The 17,487-nt window shown below is 71.2% G+C and carries 14 protein-coding genes and 1 pseudogene; 10 read left to right on the top strand and 5 right to left on the bottom strand.

What is annotated here, in order from left to right; genetic code table 11:
- The 5 genes from ACZ4VK_RS35880 to ACZ4VK_RS35860 form a co-directional block, all read left to right on the top strand.
- Nucleotides 1-2,430, top strand: a 2,430-nt coding sequence (locus tag ACZ4VK_RS35880) for a methionine synthase (protein WP_468361958.1), incomplete at its 5' end; no start/stop codon positions are given.
- The gene (metF, locus tag ACZ4VK_RS35875) at nucleotides 2,427-3,287 is read left to right on the top strand and encodes a methylenetetrahydrofolate reductase [NAD(P)H] (RefSeq protein ID WP_468361955.1); all 861 of its coding nucleotides are present in this window, start codon (nucleotides 2,427-2,429) and stop codon (nucleotides 3,285-3,287) included. The genes ACZ4VK_RS35880 and metF, both read left to right, overlap by 4 nt.
- Complete coding sequence (gene ahcY / locus ACZ4VK_RS35870) at nucleotides 3,280-4,677, top strand: adenosylhomocysteinase (protein ID WP_468361952.1); 1,398 nt, start codon at nucleotides 3,280-3,282, stop codon at nucleotides 4,675-4,677. Before metF ends, ahcY begins: the two co-directional genes overlap by 8 nt.
- Nucleotides 4,677-5,342 carry a maleylpyruvate isomerase family mycothiol-dependent enzyme gene (locus tag ACZ4VK_RS35865; protein WP_468361949.1) on the top strand — a complete coding sequence of 222 codons (666 nt, stop codon included), beginning with the start codon at nucleotides 4,677-4,679 and terminating at the stop codon, nucleotides 5,340-5,342. The genes ahcY and ACZ4VK_RS35865 overlap by 1 nt, the downstream gene beginning before the upstream one ends.
- 556 nt (nucleotides 5,343-5,898) lie before the next feature.
- Entirely contained in the window at nucleotides 5,899-9,594 is a 3,696-nt protein-coding gene (locus tag ACZ4VK_RS35860; protein ID WP_468361946.1) for an amino acid adenylation domain-containing protein, read from the top strand.
- 21 nt (nucleotides 9,595-9,615) lie between these two features.
- Here the strand turns inward: ACZ4VK_RS35860 and ACZ4VK_RS35855 are convergent, their stop codons facing one another.
- Entirely contained in the window at nucleotides 9,616-10,329 is a 714-nt protein-coding gene (locus tag ACZ4VK_RS35855) for a DUF4232 domain-containing protein (RefSeq protein ID WP_468361943.1), read from the bottom strand.
- 455 nt (nucleotides 10,330-10,784) lie between these two features.
- On the opposite strand from ACZ4VK_RS35855, the gene ACZ4VK_RS35850 reads away from it, so the two are divergent.
- Together ACZ4VK_RS35850 and ACZ4VK_RS35845 are read left to right on the top strand one after the other, a co-directional pair.
- Nucleotides 10,785-11,921, top strand: a complete 1,137-nt coding sequence (locus ACZ4VK_RS35850; protein WP_468361941.1) for a serine hydrolase domain-containing protein — start codon at nucleotides 10,785-10,787, stop codon at nucleotides 11,919-11,921.
- A 293-nt stretch (nucleotides 11,922-12,214) separates the two neighbouring features.
- Entirely contained in the window at nucleotides 12,215-12,718 is a 504-nt protein-coding gene (locus ACZ4VK_RS35845) for a GNAT family N-acetyltransferase (RefSeq protein WP_468361938.1), read from the top strand.
- 10 nt (nucleotides 12,719-12,728) lie between these two features.
- Here ACZ4VK_RS35845 and ACZ4VK_RS35840 read toward each other — a convergent pair whose 3' ends face one another.
- On the bottom strand, nucleotides 12,729-14,135 hold the full coding sequence (locus ACZ4VK_RS35840; protein ID WP_468361935.1) for a serine/threonine-protein kinase: 1,407 nt from the start codon (nucleotides 14,133-14,135) through the stop codon (nucleotides 12,729-12,731).
- Nucleotides 14,136-14,290: 155 nt separating this feature from the next.
- Nucleotides 14,291-14,752 (bottom strand): pyridoxamine 5'-phosphate oxidase family protein, encoded by a 462-nt coding sequence (locus ACZ4VK_RS35835; RefSeq protein WP_397786518.1) that lies wholly within the window; start codon nucleotides 14,750-14,752, stop codon nucleotides 14,291-14,293.
- Nucleotides 14,753-15,053: 301 nt separating this feature from the next.
- Here ACZ4VK_RS35835 and ACZ4VK_RS35830 point away from each other — a divergent pair, with 301 nt between their 5' ends.
- Genes ACZ4VK_RS35830 through ACZ4VK_RS35820 form a run of 3 tightly spaced genes read left to right on the top strand, consistent with a single transcriptional unit; the run spans nucleotide 15,054 to nucleotide 16,338 of the window.
- Nucleotides 15,054-15,344 carry a hypothetical protein gene (locus tag ACZ4VK_RS35830; RefSeq protein ID WP_468361931.1) on the top strand — a complete coding sequence of 97 codons (291 nt, stop codon included), beginning with the start codon at nucleotides 15,054-15,056 and terminating at the stop codon, nucleotides 15,342-15,344.
- Nucleotides 15,345-15,388: 44 nt separating this feature from the next.
- Nucleotides 15,389-15,712, top strand: a complete 324-nt coding sequence (locus tag ACZ4VK_RS35825; protein WP_468361928.1) for a DUF2087 domain-containing protein — start codon at nucleotides 15,389-15,391, stop codon at nucleotides 15,710-15,712.
- Complete coding sequence (locus tag ACZ4VK_RS35820; RefSeq protein WP_468361925.1) at nucleotides 15,709-16,338, top strand: LysE family transporter; 630 nt, start codon at nucleotides 15,709-15,711, stop codon at nucleotides 16,336-16,338. The genes ACZ4VK_RS35825 and ACZ4VK_RS35820 overlap by 4 nt, the downstream gene beginning before the upstream one ends.
- Before the next feature lie 77 nt (nucleotides 16,339-16,415).
- Here ACZ4VK_RS35820 and ACZ4VK_RS35815 read toward each other — a convergent pair whose 3' ends face one another.
- Nucleotides 16,416-17,204 carry an ABC transporter permease gene (locus tag ACZ4VK_RS35815; RefSeq protein ID WP_468361922.1) on the bottom strand — a complete coding sequence of 263 codons (789 nt, stop codon included), beginning with the start codon at nucleotides 17,202-17,204 and terminating at the stop codon, nucleotides 16,416-16,418.
- Nucleotides 17,201-17,487 (bottom strand): annotated as a pseudogene (locus ACZ4VK_RS35810) (ABC transporter); the annotation flags it as partial. The gene ACZ4VK_RS35815 and the pseudogene ACZ4VK_RS35810, both read right to left, overlap by 4 nt.

Here is a 17,487-nt window from a genome sequence, read left to right as displayed (position 1 = left end):
AAGAAGTTCCGCGAGGCGATGCTGGAGGCCCGCTGGGACGACTGCGTCGAGATGGTGCGCGACCAGATCCGTGAGGGCGCGCACATGCTCGACCTGTGCGTGGACTACGTGGGCCGGGACGGCACGGCGGACATGGCGGAACTCGCCGGCCGCTTCGCGACCGCCTCCACCCTCCCGATCGTGCTCGACTCGACCGAGATCGCGGTCCTGCGGGCGGGTCTGGAGAAGCTCGGCGGCCGGGCCGTCGTCAACTCCGTCAACTACGAGGACGGTGACGGGCCCGAATCGCGGTTCGCGCAGGTCACGGCCCTGGCGAAGGAGCACGGCGCGGCGCTGATGGCGCTGACCATCGACGAGGAGGGCCAGGCCCGGAGCGTCGAGCACAAGGTGGCCGTCGCCGAGCGGCTCATCGCGGACCTCACGGGGAACTGGGGGATCAGGGAGTCGGACATCCTGATCGACACCCTCACGTTCACGATCTGCACCGGTCAGGAGGAGTCCCGCAGGGACGGCATCCACACGATCGAGGCGATCCGCGAGCTGAAGCGCCGCCACCCGGACGTGCAGACCACCCTGGGCCTCTCCAACATCTCGTTCGGTCTGAACCCGGCCGCGCGGATCGTCCTGAACTCTGTCTTCCTCGACGAGTGCGTCAAGGCGGGCCTGGACTCGGCGATCGTCCACGCGAGCAAGATCCTGCCGATCGCGCGCCTGGAGCCGGAGCAGGTGGAGGTGGCGCTCGACCTGATCCACGACCGCCGCCGTCCCCAGCAGGGAGACGACCCGGGGTACGACCCGCTCCAGCGCTTCCTGCAGATGTTCGAGGGCGCGACGGCGAAGTCCCTGAAGGCCGGCAAGGCGGAGGAGCTGCTCGCGCTCCCCCTGGACGAGCGGCTGAAGCGCCGGATCGTCGACGGCGAGAAGAACGGCCTGGAGGCCGACCTCGACGAGGCGCTGTCGATCCGGCCCGCCCTGGAGATCGTCAACGAGATCCTCCTCGACGGCATGAAGACCGTGGGCGAGCTGTTCGGCTCCGGCCAGATGCAGCTGCCGTTCGTGCTCCAGTCCGCCGAGGTCATGAAGACGGCCGTGGCGTACCTGGAACCGCACATGGAGAAGACGGACGCGGACGGCAAGGGCACGATCGTCCTCGCCACCGTCCGCGGCGACGTCCACGACATCGGCAAGAACCTCGTCGACATCATCCTCTCCAACAACGGCTACAACGTCGTCAACATCGGCATCAAGCAGCCGGTCTCCGCGATCCTGGAGGCCGCCGAGGAGCACCGGGCCGACGTCATCGGCATGTCGGGCCTCCTCGTGAAGTCCACGGTCATCATGAAGGAGAACCTCCAGGAGCTGAACGGCCGCGGCCTCGCCGCCCGCTTCCCCGTGATCCTCGGCGGCGCGGCCCTGACCAGGGCATACGTCGAACAGGACCTGCACGAGCTGTACGAGGGCGAGGTGCGGTACGCCCGCGACGCCTTCGAGGGCCTGCGGCTCATGGACGCGCTCATGGGCGTCAAGCGCGGCGTCCCCGGAGCCGTACTCCCGCCGCTCAAGCAGCGGCGCGTACCCAAGCGGGAGACCCCCCTCGTCGAGGTGCGGGAGCCCGAGCCGGCCGGCCGCTCCGACGTCGCCGCCGACAACCCCGTCCCCGAGCCCCCCTTCCTCGGCACCCGGGTCGTCAAGGACATCCCCCTCGCCGCATACGCCCCCTGGCTCGACGAGAGCGCCCTCTTCAAAGGCCAGTGGGGCCTCAAGGACCCCGCGACCATCGAGACGGAGGGCAGGCCCCGGCTGCGGGCGCTGCTCGACCGCATCGAACGCGAGAGCCTCGTCGAAGCAGCCGTCGTGTACGGCTGGTTCCCCTGTGTGTCCAAGGGCGACGACCTGATCGTCCTGGACGAGGACGGAGGCGAGCGGACCCGCTTCTCCTTCCCCCGCCAGCAGCGGGGCCGCCGCCTCTGCCTGGCCGACTTCCACCGCTCCGAGGACTCGGGCGAGGTCGACGCCGTCGCCCTCCAGGTCGTCACCGTCGGCTCCCGGATCGGCGAGGAGACGGCGCGGCTCTTCGCCGCCGACGCCTACCGGGACTACCTCGAACTCCACGGCCTCTCCGTCCAGTTGGCGGAGGCGCTCGCCGAGTACTGGCACGCCCGGGTGCGCGCCGACTGGGGCATCGGTTCGGCCGACCCCGCCGGCCTGGACGGCATGCTCCGCACCGAGTACCAGGGCTGCCGCTACTCGCTCGGCTACCCGGCCTGCCCCGACCTGGAGGACCGGGCGAAGATCGCCGCCCTCCTGCGCCCCGAGCGGATCGGGGTGGAGCTGTCGGAGGAGTACCAGCTGCACCCCGAGCAGTCGACGGACGCGATCGTCGTCCACCACCCGGAGGCGAGCTACTTCAACGCGGGAGGCCGCAGATGAGTGTGACCTTCTCCTTCGAGTTCTTCCCGCCGAAGACCGACAAGGGCGAGCGGACCCTCTGGGACGCGATCCGCCGCGTGGAGGCCCTGTCCCCGGACTTCGTCTCCGTCACGTACGGCGCGGGCGGCTCGTCCCGCGACCGGACCATCGACGTCACCAAGCGGATCGCGGGGGAGACCACGCTGCGCCCGGTCGCCCACCTCACCGCGGTCGGGCACTCGGTCGCCGAACTGCGCGCGATCATCGGCGCCTACGCGGACGCCGGGGTCAGGGACGTGCTCGTCCTGCGCGGCGACCCGCCCGGCGATCCGCGCGGGACGTGGACGCCGCACCCGCAGGGCTTCACGTACGCGTACGAACTGGTGGAGCTGGTCCGTTCGCTGGGCGACTTCAGGATCGGGGTGGCCGCCTTCCCGGAGGGCCACCCGCGATCCACCGGCCCGGCCGACGACCTCGCGCACTTCGTCGCCAAGTGCCGGGCGGGCGCCGACTACGCCATCACCCAGATGTTCTTCGACCCCGAGGACTACCTCCGGCTGCGGGACCGGGTCGCCGCCGCCGGCTGCGACACCCCGATCATCCCGGAGATCATGCCGGCGACGGACGTACGCCAGATCCGCCGCTTCGCCGAACTGAGCGACGCGGCCTTCCCCGAGGACCTGGCGCACCGCCTGGAGGCGGCGAAGGACGACCCGGCGGCCTCGTACCGCATCGGCGTCGAGTACGCGACACAGATGGGCCTGCGGCTCCTCGACGAAGGGGCGCCGGGCCTGCACTACATCACGCTGAACAAGTCCACGGCGGCCCTGGAAATCCACCGAACCATCATGAGCGCAAGGAGCGTTGTCCATGTCTGACACCTTCACGGACTACAAAGTCGCCGACATCTCCCTCGCCGGGTTCGGCCGCAAGGAGATCACCCTCGCCGAGCACGAGATGCCGGGCCTGATGGCGATCCGCCGCGAGTACGCGGCCGCCCAGCCGCTCGCGGGCGCCCGGATCACCGGCTCCCTCCACATGACCGTGCAGACCGCCGTCCTCATCGAGACGCTCGTCGCCCTCGGCGCCGAGGTCCGCTGGGTGTCCTGCAACATCTACTCGACGCAGGACCACGCGGCCGCCGCGATCGCCGCCGCCGGCATCCCGGTCTTCGCCTGGAAGGGCGAGACCCTCGAGGAGTACTGGTGGTGTACGGAGCAGGCGCTGACCTGGCCGAACGCCGACGGCCCGAACATGATCCTGGACGACGGCGGTGACGCCACCGTCCTCGTCCACAAGGGTGTGGAGTACCAGAAGACCGGCGCGCTGCCCGAGGCCGACAACGAGGAGATGGCCGTCGTGCGCGCCCTCCTCGAGAAGTCGGCCCTGGACTGGGCGACGATCGCCGCCGGCATCCGCGGCGTCACCGAGGAGACCACGACGGGCGTCCACCGCCTGTACGAGATGCACCGCGAGGGTGCGCTGCTCTTCCCGGCGATCAACGTGAACGACGCCGTGACGAAGTCGAAGTTCGACAACAAGTACGGCTGCCGCCACTCCCTCATCGACGGCATCAACCGCGCCACCGACGTCCTGATCGGCGGCAAGACGGCGGTCGTCTGCGGCTACGGCGACGTCGGCAAGGGCTCGGCCGAGTCCCTCCGCGGCCAGGGCGCCCGGGTCATCGTCACCGAGATCGACCCGATCTGCGCGCTGCAGGCGGCGATGGACGGCTACCAGGTCGCGACCCTTGAGGACGTGGTCGAGACGGCCGACATCTTCATCACGACCACGGGCAACAAGGACATCATCATGGCGTCCGACATCGCCCGCATGAAGCACCAGGCGATCGTCGGCAACATCGGCCACTTCGACAACGAGATCGACATGGCCGGCCTCGCCGCGATCCCCGGGATCGTGAAGGACGAGGTCAAGCCGCAGGTCCACACCTGGACGTTCCCCGACGGCAAGGTCGTCATCGTCCTGTCGGAGGGCCGCCTGCTGAACCTCGGCAACGCCACGGGCCACCCCTCCTTCGTGATGTCGAACTCCTTCGCGGACCAGACCCTGGCCCAGATCGAGCTGTTCACGAAGCCGGAGGAGTACCCGGTGGGCGTGTACGTGCTGCCCAAGCACCTGGACGAGAAGGTCGCCCGTCTCCACCTCGACGCCCTCGGCGTCCGGCTGACGACCCTCCGCCCGGAGCAGGCGTCGTACATCGGGGTCCCGGTCGAGGGCCCGTACAAGCCGGACCACTACCGCTACTGATGTGTACGGAGGATGAGGTCCGGGACCCATGGCTCCCGGACCGCCTGCTGCGAACGGAGCGGGACCTGCTGATGCCGCTCCTGCGCCGGACACCGGAGGAGGCGTACGAACTCCGCACCGCGTGCCCCGGCTGGACGGCGAGGCAGGTCCTCGCCCACTGCGGGGCGGCGCTCGTCCGGATCGTCGAGGGCCGCCTGGAGGAAGGCGTGTTCCTGCCGGAGGCCAACGCGTGTGACGTGGCCGAACGGGAGGACTGGCCGCTCGACCGGATCCTCGACGAACTGGAACGCGGGTTCACGGAGGCGGGCCCGGTCATCGCGGAACGGGAGGACGGCCGGCTGGACGCGGTCGCGCTGGGCGAGTGGGTCCATGCGGGAGACGTACGGGAGGCCTTCGGCGCCCCCGGCGCCTACTGCGGGCCCAGCCTGGACCTGGCGCTCCCGCTCCTGTCGGTGACGAGCCGCAAACGGGAGACGCCGCGACTGGTGGGCGACCTGGAGGAGGCCACGGCGGTGACCCTGGGCAACGAGATCGAGGGCCGCCCGCCGGCCACGTTCAAGGGCCCGGCGTCCACCTTGATCCGCATCTACTCGGGCCGCCCCCTGGTAGGCACCCACTACACCCTGACGGGCGCGACAGAACAAGAACTCTGCATCTACCGCTGACCGCTGGGCTGCGGCACGGCCCGGTACCACTGCTCGGCGCCGCCCACCCCCGTGCGGGCAACCGCCCGCGCCCGCCGCCCGCCCACGCCCGTGTGGGCAACCCGGCGCCCACCCGCCCGAGGCGGGCCCTCACGTCTGCGCATGCCCCGCTGGGGCGGTGCCCCGCCGCCCCCCCCGTGTGGGCAATCGTCCCGCAGGGCGGGACGGGTGGGCACACGGGACGGCGCCCTGGCGGGCGCCTCCGCCCCTTGTGCCTGGACCCGCACCGGACTGTGCGCCGCACAACGGGTGCGGGTTCAGGCGCGGAAGCCTGGGCCCGGCAAGGGGGCGCCGTTCCGTTGTGCCCACCCGTTCCGCCCCAGCGGAACGAATGCCCACAACGAGGGGCGGCGGGAGCACGGGTGGACACCGCCCCGGCGGAGCCGAGGTCCACAACGGGGTGGACGCCGCCCCAGCGGACCCGGGACACCCACAACGAGGGCGCACCGCCCCGGCGGAACGGGCGCCCACAACGAGGGGGCCCGCCCCGGTGTCCCCCCAGACCGAAGGGACCGAAATGCTCACGCTCGACCGGCTCCTGCACGCCCAGGCGGCCACCCGCCCCGACCACCCCGCCGCCGCCTTCGGCGAAGCCACGCTCTCCTTCCGCGAGCTGTACGACACCGCCGCCGCCCTCGCCGCGCACCTCCGGCACCTCGGCGTCGGCCCCGACACCCGCGTCGGCGTGCACGTCGAGCCGTCGCTCGACCTGATGACCGGCATCTGGGGCGTCGTCCTGTCGGGCGGAGCGTACGTGCCGCTCTCCCCGGAGTACCCGGAGGAGCGCGTCCGGTACATGATCGAGGACAGCGGCGCCCGCATCGTCCTCACCCAGGCCCACTTCCGTGACCGCGTCACACAGCTCGCCCCGCCCGGCACGACGGTCGTCACCCTCGGCGACGCGCTGCCCCCGCCCCCGCCCCCGCCCCCGGCCGCCTTACCCCCGATGAGCGAGCGGGACCTCGCGTACGTCATCTACACCTCCGGCTCCACCGGCAAGCCGAAGGGCGTCATGATCGAGCACCGCTCGATCGTCGCCCAGATGCGCTGGATGGCCTCGGAGCACCGGCTGAACGAGGACGCGATCGTCGTCCAGAAGACGCCGATGAGTTTCGACGCGGCCCAGTGGGAGATCCTCGCTCCGGCCGTCGGCGCCCGCGTCGCCATGGGGCCGCCGGGGGTGTACCGCGACCCGGAGGCCCTGATCGACACGGTCCGCGCGCACGGCGCGACGATGCTCCAGGGCGTGCCGACCCTCCTCCAGGCCCTGGTGGACACGGAGCGGTTCGGCAGCTGCACCACCCTCCGGCGGGTCTACTCGGGCGGCGAGGTCCTCTCCCGCAACCTGGCGGCGCAGCTCCTCGCCGAGCTCCCCGCCGCCGAGCTGATCAACCTCTACGGCCCCACCGAGTGCACGATCAACGCCTCCTCGCACACCGTGGACCGCGCCGCCCTCGCCGCCGCCGAGGGCCCCGCCGCGATACCCATCGGGAGACCGGCGTACGACACGACCTTCCACATACGCGACGGCGAACTGTGCGTCGGCGGGGTCCAGGTGGCGCGGGGGTACCTGGACCGTCCGGAGCTGACCGCCGAGAAGTTCGTCACCACGGACACCGGCGAGCGCCTCTACCGCACGGGCGACCTGGCCCACTGGAACGAGGACGGCACCGTCCAGTTCGCCGGCCGCGCGGACAACCAGATCAAGCTGCGCGGCTTCCGCGTGGAGCTGGACGAGATCGCGCTCGCCGTCGAGAACCACGACTGGGTGAGGAACGCGGCGGTCATCGTGAAGGACGAGCCCCGCACCGGCTTCCAGAACCTGGTCGCCTGCGTCGAGCTGTCCCCGAAGGAAGCCGCCCTGATGGACCAGGGCAACCACGGCGCCCACCACCAGTCCAAGGAGTCGAAGCTCCAGGTCAAGGCGCAGCTCTCCAACGCGGGCACGCGCGACGACGCGGAGCTGGCCGGACTTCCGGTCGTGGTCCTGCCGGGGGCGACGCCCACGGAGCGGATGCGCCGCACGGTCTTCGCCCGCAAGACGTACCGCTTCTACGAGGGCGGCGAGGTCACCCGCGCCGACGTCCTGGCCGCGCTGGCCCGCCGCCCGGAGGGCGTCGGTTCCCGCGCGGTGGGCAGCCTCACGGCGGCGGACCTGGGCGAGATCCTGCGCTGGTTCGGCCAGTTCACGAGCGAGGAGCGGCTGCTCCCGAAGTACGGCTACGCCTCGCCGGGCGCGCTGTACGCCACGCAGCTGTCGGTGGAGCTGCGCGGGATCGCGGGTCTCGACCCGGGCACGTACTACTACCACCCGGTGCGCCACCAGCTGTACAGGACGGAACAGCTCCCGGCCGACCCGGCGGGCGAACCGTTCCTCCGGGTGGCCTTCCGGGGTCGGCCGGAGGCGATCGAGCCGGTCTACCGGAACAACATCCAGGAGGTCCTGGAGATCGAGACGGGCCACATGGTGGGCCTCTTCGAGGAGATCCTGCCGGGCTACGGCCTGGACATCCGGCCGGGCGCGGAGGGGACCTTCGAGGTCGTCCCGTACGACGAGCAGGCGGTCACGGACCCGGAGGTGGACATCTACGTCCAGGCGCATCCGGACGCCATGCCGGACCTCCCGCCGTACCAGTACCTCTACGAGAACGCCGCCCTGACCCCGGTCTGCCCCTCCCTGGTGGAGAAGAAGCATGTGATCGCCATCAACCAGGCGGTGTACGAGCGGGCCTCGCTCGGCATCACGGTGATCAGCCGCACGGCGCGGGCGGACCGCGCGTACGTCGATCTGGGACGGGCACTGCAGCGCCTCCAGCACGGCGAGCACGGCCTCGGGTTCATGTCCTCCGGCTACAGCTCGAAGTCGGGCCACCCGCTCCCGGCGGCGCGCCGCATGGACGAGATCCTGTCGGCGGCGGGCCGCCCGACCGGCCCTTCGTACTTCTTCGTGGGCGGCCGGATCAGCGGGGAGCAGCGGCTGAGCGAGGGCATGTACGAGGACACCGTCCACATGAAGGGCCCGGCGGAGATGATCCGCGACGACCTCGCCCGCCATCTGCCCGACTACATGATCCCGAACCGGGTCGTGGTCCTGGACCGCCTCCCGCTGTCGGCGAACGGCAAGGTCGACACGAAGGCCCTCGCCGACCTGGCCGTGGTCAACGCGGGCCTGCACGGCCGCCCGCACGTCCTGCCCCGTACGCGGACGGAGAGCCGGCTGACGGAGATCTGGGCGAAGGCCCTCAAGTACGAGGACGTGGAGTCGGTCTCGGTCCTGGACGACTTCTTCGAGTCGGGCGGCAACTCGCTGATCGCGGTCGCGCTCGTCACGCGGATCAACCGGGAGTTCGGCGGCGGGCTCCCGCTCCAGATCCTCTTCGAGCGCCCGACGATCGAGAAGCTCGCCCACCAGCTGGACGGCGCGGCCGCCACGCCCGCCTCCCGTCTCGTACGGCTCCACGCGGCGGGCGCCCAGCCGCCGGTCTTCTGCTGGCCGGGCCTCGGCGGCTACACGATGAACCTGCGCCACCTGGCGGCGGAGATCGGCATCGACCGGCCGTTCTACGGGGTGCAGGCGTACGGCATCAACCGGGGCGAGGAGCCGTACCCCACGATCCGCGAGATGGCGGCGGCGGACGTCGAGGCGATCCGCCGCCGCCGGCCCACCGGCCCGTACACCCTCTGGGGCTACTCCTTCGGCGCCCGGGTCGCCTTCGAGTCGGCGCACCTGCTCGAAGCGGCGGGGGAGCAGGTGGAGAACCTCTTCCTGATCGCCCCGGGCTCACCGAAGGTCCGCTCCTCCGAGACGGGCGGAGCGACGTACGACAACCCGGCGTTCGTGACGATCCTGTACTCGGTGTTCGCGGGCGCGATCGACCCGACGGTGGAGGCGAAGGACCGGGAGACCTTCGTGTCCCTGGTCGCGTCCCGCTTCCCGGCCCTCGACCCGGACCTGATCTCCCGGATCGTGGCGATCGTCGAGGAGACCTTCGAGTTCACGTACACCTTCCGGGAACTGACGGAACGACAGGTCGGCTGCCCGGTGACGATCTTCAAGGCGGAGGGCGACGACTACTCGTTCCTGGAGCACACGACGGGCTGGTCGACGCACCCGCCGACGGTGGTGGAACTGGACGCGGACCACTACAGCCTGCTGCGCCAGCCGGACCTGCTGGAGCTGGTCAAGAAGATCCGGTACCGGCTGGGGCTGTAGCGGGCACGCGCCGTGTCACCCTCACCTGGACACGATGAAGCGCAGGGCGAGACCCGAGGCGGTCGTCCAGTACGTGACGAGCTGACCGTCGTCCGCGTACAGCGTGGGGACGGGCATCGGGACGTCGATGGGCCCGCCCGCGTGACTGCCCGGCTTGCTGCCCTGGAGGGTGAGGGTGATGCTCTTCGCCTCGTACTCGTCCCTGGCGCCGCCGCTGACGAGGAGAGCGGCGTACCCCTCGTCGCCGGGACCGAGGGTGACGGGCCGGCCCGGGTCGGGATCGCTGTCCTTGATCACGGGGACCGTGGTCCGGGCGTCGGCGCCGAGCTTCACGTGGGGGTGGCGGTAGAGGTCGCACTCCTTGTCGCTGACGTTCTGGACGGTGAGGAGCAGGTGCCGGTGCTCCTTGCTGTCCGGCGGCTCGAGAACGGAGGAGACGGCGAGCTGCTCCTGCGTGCAGGCGGCGATGGCGGTGCCGCCGGGAGTGTCGTCCGGCTTGGTCGAGCCGGTCGCACTGGGCCTCGATTCGGTCGGCTCCGCGGAAGGCGCGCCACCCGGATCGGCGGTTCCCGTCGCGCTCGGGGTGCCCGAGGCCTTCCCCGGGTCCGAACCGTCGTCCCCACTCGGCTGACACGCCGTGGCCGCGAGCAACGCGACGACCACAGCGCCCCCGACGACGTAGGACTTCCCGCCCCCGCGGCTCTTCGGCCGTGGGCGACTGACGTGAGTGTTCATGCTGGCTTCCCCCGTGATCGGCCGCACGGAACCGCTCTCGGCTCCCGCTGGCGAAGAGATTGTGCTCGCGAAATTCCCTCAACACGCGTGCACAGCAGGTCTGTTACGCAGTAAGTACAGGGAGGCCCCGATTCCGTCGCAGATCCCCGGCGGAACCGGTCTCGGGGTGGCGGGTCCGGCCCCGGCTTCTGTGCTTTCCCGGTCTTCCCACCCACTCAGACGGACCAGCCAACGCCAGGATCTCCGGTGCCACGCCTCCGGCCGGTGAGGGCTCCCAGCGCGTCCGTCGCCACATCGCCGACGCGGTACGTCACCGACCCCGACGTCGTGATCAGGGCCCGGGGCAGGGGCGGGTAAGGGTCCGATCAGGGTGATCACCGATGGGCTACGGCTGCTGCACACAGCAGAGTTGAGGTGTCAGCAGCTCCCGTCGGCACCGTTCCGGAGGAATCTCGATGCGTACGCGTCTCACCGCCACCAGCCTGGCCCTGGCCGCCGCTCTCGCCGTCGGCGCTGCGGTCCCCGCGGCCTTCGCGGCGACCGCCGCGCCCGTGGCCTCCGGGGACAGCCGCGCCCCGGAGGCCGTGAGTCCCGCCGTTCAGGACATCCTCGGCCGCTTGCCCGACAAGGTGATCGCGGGTGCGCTCGTCAGACGGGACGGAAAGGGGGCCGCCGCCGGGCCGGTCAGTGCCGACGCGCATTTCCGTATCGGTAGTGTCACCAAGACGTTCACCAACACCGTCGTCCTCCAACTCGTCGCCGAGCGACGGGTCTCACTCGACGCACCCGCCCGGAAATACGTTCCCCACGTGGTCCCCGAGGCGTACGACCGGGTCACGGTGCGCCAGCTCCTCGACCACACCAGCGGCCTTCCCAGGCCCGCCTGGTCCCCCAGTCCGAACGACGGGCCGGGGTGGCAGTTCACGTCCGTGAAGCCCGAGGACCTGCTGCGCGAGTCGTTCGCCGCGGCCGCCGCGACAACCGAGCCGACGCCCGCGCCCGGCTCCGAGCAGCAGTACAACGGGCTCAACTCCCACGTCCTCGGACTGCTTGTCGAGAAGGTCACCGGTCGTTCCTTCGCCGGTGAGCTGGAGCGGCGGATCGTACGGCCGCTGAACCTCCGCCACACCCGCCTGCCCGCCGCCGACGACCTGAGAATCCCCTCGCCCCACGCGAGGGTGTACATCGGCGGGCAGGACGTCACGGAGCAGAGCCCCTACCCGTGGGCCGAGGGCGGCGTGATCTCCACTGCCGCCGATCTGGACCGGTTCTTCACCGCTCTGTTCCGAGGCCGGCTGCTGCCGCCCGCCCAGCAGAAGCTGGTCTTCGACGTACCGGACGTGAGGAGCGCCGCCGACAACAAGAACTGCTTCGGTGGGCCCGCCTGCTTCAGCGTCGGCGGGCTCATGCGCCACAAGCTCGCGGACGGAGAGTTCGTGTGGGGAAAGACGGGGTCCCGTCCTGGCTGGGAAAGCGGGTTCTTCGCCACCAGGGACCTCCGGCACCGTGTCGTGTACTCCCTGAACCCGACGGGAGCCGGTAGTCCCTTGCCGTACATCCAGGCGATAGTCGGCGCCGCCCTGGCCGACTGAGCCGTGTCGCGGCGACGCTGCTGCTCGTGCTGTGGCCGTTGCTCGGCGAACGCGTCGTCGGAATCCTCCTGCGCCTTGTCCCCGGTCTGGATTCAGCGCCTTGATCGTCGTGCTCGGTGCCTGGTCATACGTGCGGAGAGACGCTCGCTGAAGGGCTGCGGGGCCATGCGTTACACGTGTCCCTCAGGGACCCGTGAAGAGCGGTTTCGGATTCGCCGGTGCGCCCGCAGCCCTGGCGGCCGCCGGGTCGAAAGACCACCTCGCGCCGCTGATCCGTCCGGCAGAGTGGGTGCGTGACTACGTACGAGACGATGGCGTTCCACCTGGAGACCGAGCGGCTGATACTGCGGCCGTGGGTCGAGTCGGACGCGGCTGAGTTCTGTGCCCTCCTCGCCGAACGCGGCAAGGGGGAGCCGCCCGTCGAGCGCATCCGGACGGCCATCGGGGAGCTGCTCGCCGCGACGGAGAGTACGGGGATCGCCCTGCTGCCCATCCAGCGCCGTGAAGAGGGTGACTTCATTGGTTACTGCGGCTTGATCATCGGCCGCTCCACCCTGGAGGAGCCCGAGATCGCGTACGAACTGTTCCAGCGCGTCCATGGGCGCGGCTACGCCACCGAGGCGGCCGGTGCCGTGCTCGACGCCGCCTGCGCGACCGGGCGGAAGCGGCTCTGGTCGACCGTGGGCACGTGGAACATGCCGTCGCTCCGCGTCCTGGAGAAGCTCGGGTTCGAGCGGGATCGCGTATCCATGGAGGAAAACGGCGAAGTGGCCTGGCTCACCCGCTCGTTGCCGTGACGGTCCCGGCTCAGCCTTCCCATATCTGGACACGGTGGCGTCGGGCGTACTGGCGGACCGCGTCGCCCAGTTGAGGTGCACCGCCGAGCGGTGCGAGCCTACCCGTGCGGATCCGCAGGGCGCCGGCGGGACCGTCGCGGACCCATGTCGGGTGCTGGGCGCCTTGGGGTAGCTGCCGCACCACGGCGCGGTGGACGGTCAGTTCCGTCCCCCGCTTGGGGTGTCCCTTCAGCTCCACGGACTTGATCGCGGGCCAGGGGATGACCACGAGATTGCTGGGCGGCCCCACGCCGATACCGCGTTCGCTGAGCGTGAGGCTGTCCTTGGCGGCGCCGAGCAGGCCCAGGAGGCGTAAACCGAGGAAGGTGGCAACGACCGAGGCGATCACGGGGATCGCGACCGGGAGGGCGTAGCCGGCGCTCAGTACCGCCCCGACAACCAGTCCGGCCACGCCGGCGGCGTTGCGCAGAATCTGCAGGCGCCACACCCGCCTGCCCAGGTGGTAGACGGCGAGCGGAAGCGGCTCCACGGGCTGGGCGGGCGCCGTCGTCGGTGGTGCCGGTGCCGGTGCCGGTGCCTCGTCGGCGACCGTGGCCTCGTGCGTCAGCGTGTCACCGTCATCACCGACCCCGGATCCGACCCCGGCTCCGGCTCCGGCACGTTCCGCACACCGGCTGAGCAGCTCGCGCGGAGTCGGGCGGCGGGCCGGGTCCTTCTCAAGGCAGTGCAGGACCACGGGCCGCAGCGACGGCGGCACGGCGGACACGTCCGGGGCCTCGTGGACCACCCGGAACATCAGCCCGGGGGCCGAGCCGTGGCCGAACGCGCTGCCGCCGGATGCCGCGACGAGGACCGCGCCGAGGGCGAACACGTCGCTCGCCCCCGAGATCGGACGGCCGAGGGCCTGCTCGGGCGAGTGGTACCCGGCAGTGCCGACCACGACGCCGTCGGTCGTCAGCCGGGACTCGTCCAGAACCCGGGCGATCCCGAAGTCCAGGACCCGTGGGCCGTCAGCGGCCAGCACGATGTTGGCGGGCTTCAGGTCACGGTGTACGAGGCCCCGGGCGTGGATCGCTTCCAGGGCCTCGGCCAGCGCGGCGGCGAGCTGCCAGAGCCGCTCCTCGGACAGGGGACCGCTCGCCTGCAGGGTCGGCCCCTCGATGTACGCACTGGCCATCCACGGCTGAGGGGCGTCAGGATCGGCGTCGACCACCGCCGCCGTATGGAAGCCACCGACCTTGCGGGCGGCTTCGACCTCCTGGCGGAAGCGCTCCCTGAACCGGGGGTCGGCGGCGTACTCGGGCCGGATGACCTTGATCGCCACATACCTGCCGGACAGCGAGCGCGCCAGGTAGACGGCGCCCATCCCGCCACGGCCCAGTTCGCGCTGGATCGTGTAGCTGCCGATCCGCTCCACGGTCGCCGCTTCCCCCGCTCACTCGCAGTACCCGTCCCCCCGGCGGACAGGATCTCATCGCCGCGCCGGAAGTCCCAGGCCTCCGACGCGACAACCCCGGTCCCATGGCGAGGAGTTGAGTCTTCCGGCAACAGGCTCCGCGTACGGCCCCGTCCTCAGCCGTCGATGTCGAGCGCCGTCCCGTACAGCCGGGACACCTTCAGGCGGATGACCACACGGCGTTCGGCGACGAGCTGCTCCAGGAAGGCGGTCTCGTCCGCCGGCCGGGCGGCCTCGGGGATCATCGCGAGCAGCTCTCGGCCGGTCGCGTCCCCCGGCGTGGTCGTGACGTCGGAGACCTCGGCCTCGCCCTCGGCCACGGCGAACGACCACACGTTCCCGCCCGGGACGTGCACGGCCGCGCGCGGATCGCGCCGGAGCTGCTTGACCTTGACGCGGTCGGCCGTGGTGGAGAACCGCACGACGCGCTCCTCGGCGTCCCAGCTGTAGAGCATGGTGGTGAGGTGGGGATGCCCGCTGCGCTTGTTCGTGGCGAGGGTGCCGAACTGCTGAGAGCTCAGGAGCTCGGACAGGGCGTCGTCGGACAGGGCGCGGGGTGCGGCGGGACCTTTGGTCATGGCGGTCTCAACTCCCCTGCTCGCTATGGCATTCCCCGCGTCGAAACGCCGAACGGAAGCCCGGGTGCGCGGCGGGCACGGTCGTGGGCCGCGGCACCCTGGACGCGACGGGGCGCGTACGGAATGACCTGCACGTCCGCCCGGTCGGCGAGCCGCCATCGCTCTCGTGGGCCGGCACGCCCGTTCGGCCGAGCACGTCCGGCCGAGCGCGCCCGTTCGGTCCGTGTCGCCGTGCGCCGCGCCGTGGCCGCTGCTGTGCTGGTCGGGATCGCCGTACCCCACCACGTACAGGAGCAGCGTCATGCCCGTCATCGTCACCATCGAGATCCCCGGCGGCACCCAGGAGCAGTACGAGGAGACCACGGACCTGCTCATGGCCGCCGAGTGGTTCCCGCCCGCCGGGTTCATCGCGCACGCGGCCGGGCCGGACGGGAGCGGGGGGTGGCGGGTCGTGGACTTCTGGGAGTCCGAGGGTGACTTCCGGGCCTTCGTGGACAAGGCCCGGCCGATCTTCGACCGGAACGGCACCCGGACGATCCTGCCGACCGTGCAGGAGGCGGTGAACGTGATGGTGCGGCCCGAGCCCAAGTGAAAACCCTTTGCGGGACGGGGGTTGCCGGCGTCAGGCTCACCGCCATGACCAGTCATCATCCGTCCCGCCATTCGGCCCGCCCCGTCGCGGACCTCTTCTCCGCCGACGGGCGCCTCAAGGCGATCCCGCGCAGGCCCGCCCGTCGTGAGGCGCTTCTCGCGCATCTCGCCGAGTCGCTCTTCGAGACCGGCCGCGAGTACCGCGAGTCCGAGGTCAACCAGGCCCTGCTGACCGTCCACGAGGACTTCCCCGCCCTCCGCCGCTACCTCGTGACCGGCGGCTTCCTCGGCCGGACCAAGGACGGCTCCGCCTACCGCCGACAGCAGCAGGCCGGCTCCCCCGGAGGCGCGATCCCCGCCGTCGCGTGACCGCCGCGGTGGTGGCCGGCCTGCTGGCCGGCTACGGCATCGCGATCCCGGTCGGCGCCGTCGGCGCCTATCTGGTGGCCGTCACCGCCCGTACCGGCTGGCGTACGGGCGGGGCCGCGGCCCTCGGCGTCGCCACGGCCGACGGGGTGTACGCGCTCCTGGCCGTCGCGGGCGGTTCCGCCCTCGTCCCCGTCCTCGCCCCCGTGATGACCCCGCTCCGGTGGGTCTCCGCGGTCGTCCTCGCGGTGCTCGCCGTGCGGGCCGCGTGGGTGGCGCTCGCCGCCCACCGTTCGGGCGGGCTCGGTTCCCGCGACGACGGGACCGACCTCACCCCCGGACGCGCGTTCCTCACGTTCCTGGGCATCACGATCCTCAACCCCATGACGGTGGTCTACTTCGCCGCCCTCATCCTCGCGACGGGCCCCTCGGCGCCCGCCACCCTGCCCGACCGCACCGCCTTCGTCCTCGCGGCCCTCGCCGCCTCCGCGAGCTGGCAGCTTCTCCTCGCCCTCGGCGGCACCCTCCTCGGCAGGGTCCTGACGGGTCCGCGCGGCAGGCTGACCACCGCGCTCGCGTCGAGCACGCTGATCGTGGTCCTCGCAGTGCGGCTCGTGGCCCAGGAGTGATTCCGTAACGCCGGAGAGGGCGGCGTACTCCGACGTGTGTCGGGGTGCGCCGCCCTCGTGCGTTCGGGGCAGGTGTGTCACTTGGGGTCGCGGTTGTAGACGGACGTGGACCAGAGGTAGCCGAGTGCGGTGAGGGCGAGGCACCAGGCGAGGGCGAGCCAGCCGTTGTGGCCGATCTCGGTGCCGAGGAGCAGTCCGCGCAGGGTCTCGATGGCGGGGGTGAAGGGCTGGTACTCGGCGATCGGCTGGAACCAGCCGGGCATCTGGGAGACCGGGACGAAGGTGCTGGAGATGAGCGGCAGGAAGATCAGTGGCAGGGCGTTGTTGCTGGCGGCCTCCGCGTTGGGGCTGATCATGCCCATGCCTACGGCGATCCAGGTGAGCGCCAGGGCGAAGAAGGTGACGAGACCGAAGGCGGCGAACCATTCGAGGGCGGTGGCGTCCGTGGACCGGAAGCCGATGGCCACGCCGACGGCGCCGACGAGGACGACGCTGACGACGGACTGCAGGACGCTGCCGATGACATGGCCGATGAGGACGGATCCGCGGTGGATCGCCATCGTGCGGAACCGGGCGATGATGCCCTCGGTCATGTCGTTGGAGACGGAGACGGCGGTGCCGATGGTGGTGGAGCCGATGGTCATCAGGACGAGACCGGGGACGAGGTAGGCGATGTAGGCGTCGCGGTCGGCGCCGCCGCCGATGCCGGCGCTCATCACGTCTCCGAAGATGTAGACGAAGAGCAGGAGCAGCATGATCGGCGTGAGCAGCAGGTTCAGGGTGAGGGAGGGGTAGCGCCGGGCGTGCAGGAGGTTGCGGCGCAGCATGGTGGACGTGTCGCGGACGGCGAGGGACAGCGAGCTCATCGGACGTTCTCCTTCGACTGGCCGGGCTGGGCGGGCTGGGCGGACTGGGCGGGCAGGTCGGGCTGGCCGGGCTGGGTGGGCAGGTCGGCGGTGCCGGTGAGGGCGAAGAAGACGTCGTCGAGGTCGGGGGTGTGGACGGTGAGTTCGTCGGCCTCGACGCCTGCGGTGTCCAGCCGGTCGAGGAGGGCGCGGAGTTGGCGCTGGGTGCCGTCGCTGGGGATCTGCAGGGTGAGTGCGTCGTCGTCGCGGGTGGTGCCGGTGAGTGCGGTGGTGGCGGTGCGGT

This window comes from Streptomyces sp. NPDC028711 (assembly GCF_055565415.1).
Note: the sequence above shows the minus strand (reverse complement) of the source record. Positions and strands in the feature narration are given on the sequence as shown.

Coding starts and splice junctions, on each gene's coding strand:
- ahcY (WP_468361952.1), top strand. CDS start 3,280: ATGTCTGACACCTTCACGGACTACAAAGTCGCCGACATCTCCCTCGCC.
- ACZ4VK_RS35855 (WP_468361943.1), bottom strand. CDS start 10,329: ATGAACACTCACGTCAGTCGCCCACGGCCGAAGAGCCGCGGGGGCGGG.
- metF (WP_468361955.1), top strand. CDS start 2,427: ATGAGTGTGACCTTCTCCTTCGAGTTCTTCCCGCCGAAGACCGACAAG.
- ACZ4VK_RS35865 (WP_468361949.1), top strand. CDS start 4,677: ATGTGTACGGAGGATGAGGTCCGGGACCCATGGCTCCCGGACCGCCTG.
- ACZ4VK_RS35835 (WP_397786518.1), bottom strand. CDS start 14,752: ATGACCAAAGGTCCCGCCGCACCCCGCGCCCTGTCCGACGACGCCCTG.
- ACZ4VK_RS35860 (WP_468361946.1), top strand. CDS start 5,899: ATGCTCACGCTCGACCGGCTCCTGCACGCCCAGGCGGCCACCCGCCCC.
- ACZ4VK_RS35830 (WP_468361931.1), top strand. CDS start 15,054: ATGCCCGTCATCGTCACCATCGAGATCCCCGGCGGCACCCAGGAGCAG.
- ACZ4VK_RS35850 (WP_468361941.1), top strand. CDS start 10,785: ATGCGTACGCGTCTCACCGCCACCAGCCTGGCCCTGGCCGCCGCTCTC.
- ACZ4VK_RS35815 (WP_468361922.1), bottom strand. CDS start 17,204: ATGAGCTCGCTGTCCCTCGCCGTCCGCGACACGTCCACCATGCTGCGC.
- ACZ4VK_RS35825 (WP_468361928.1), top strand. CDS start 15,389: ATGACCAGTCATCATCCGTCCCGCCATTCGGCCCGCCCCGTCGCGGAC.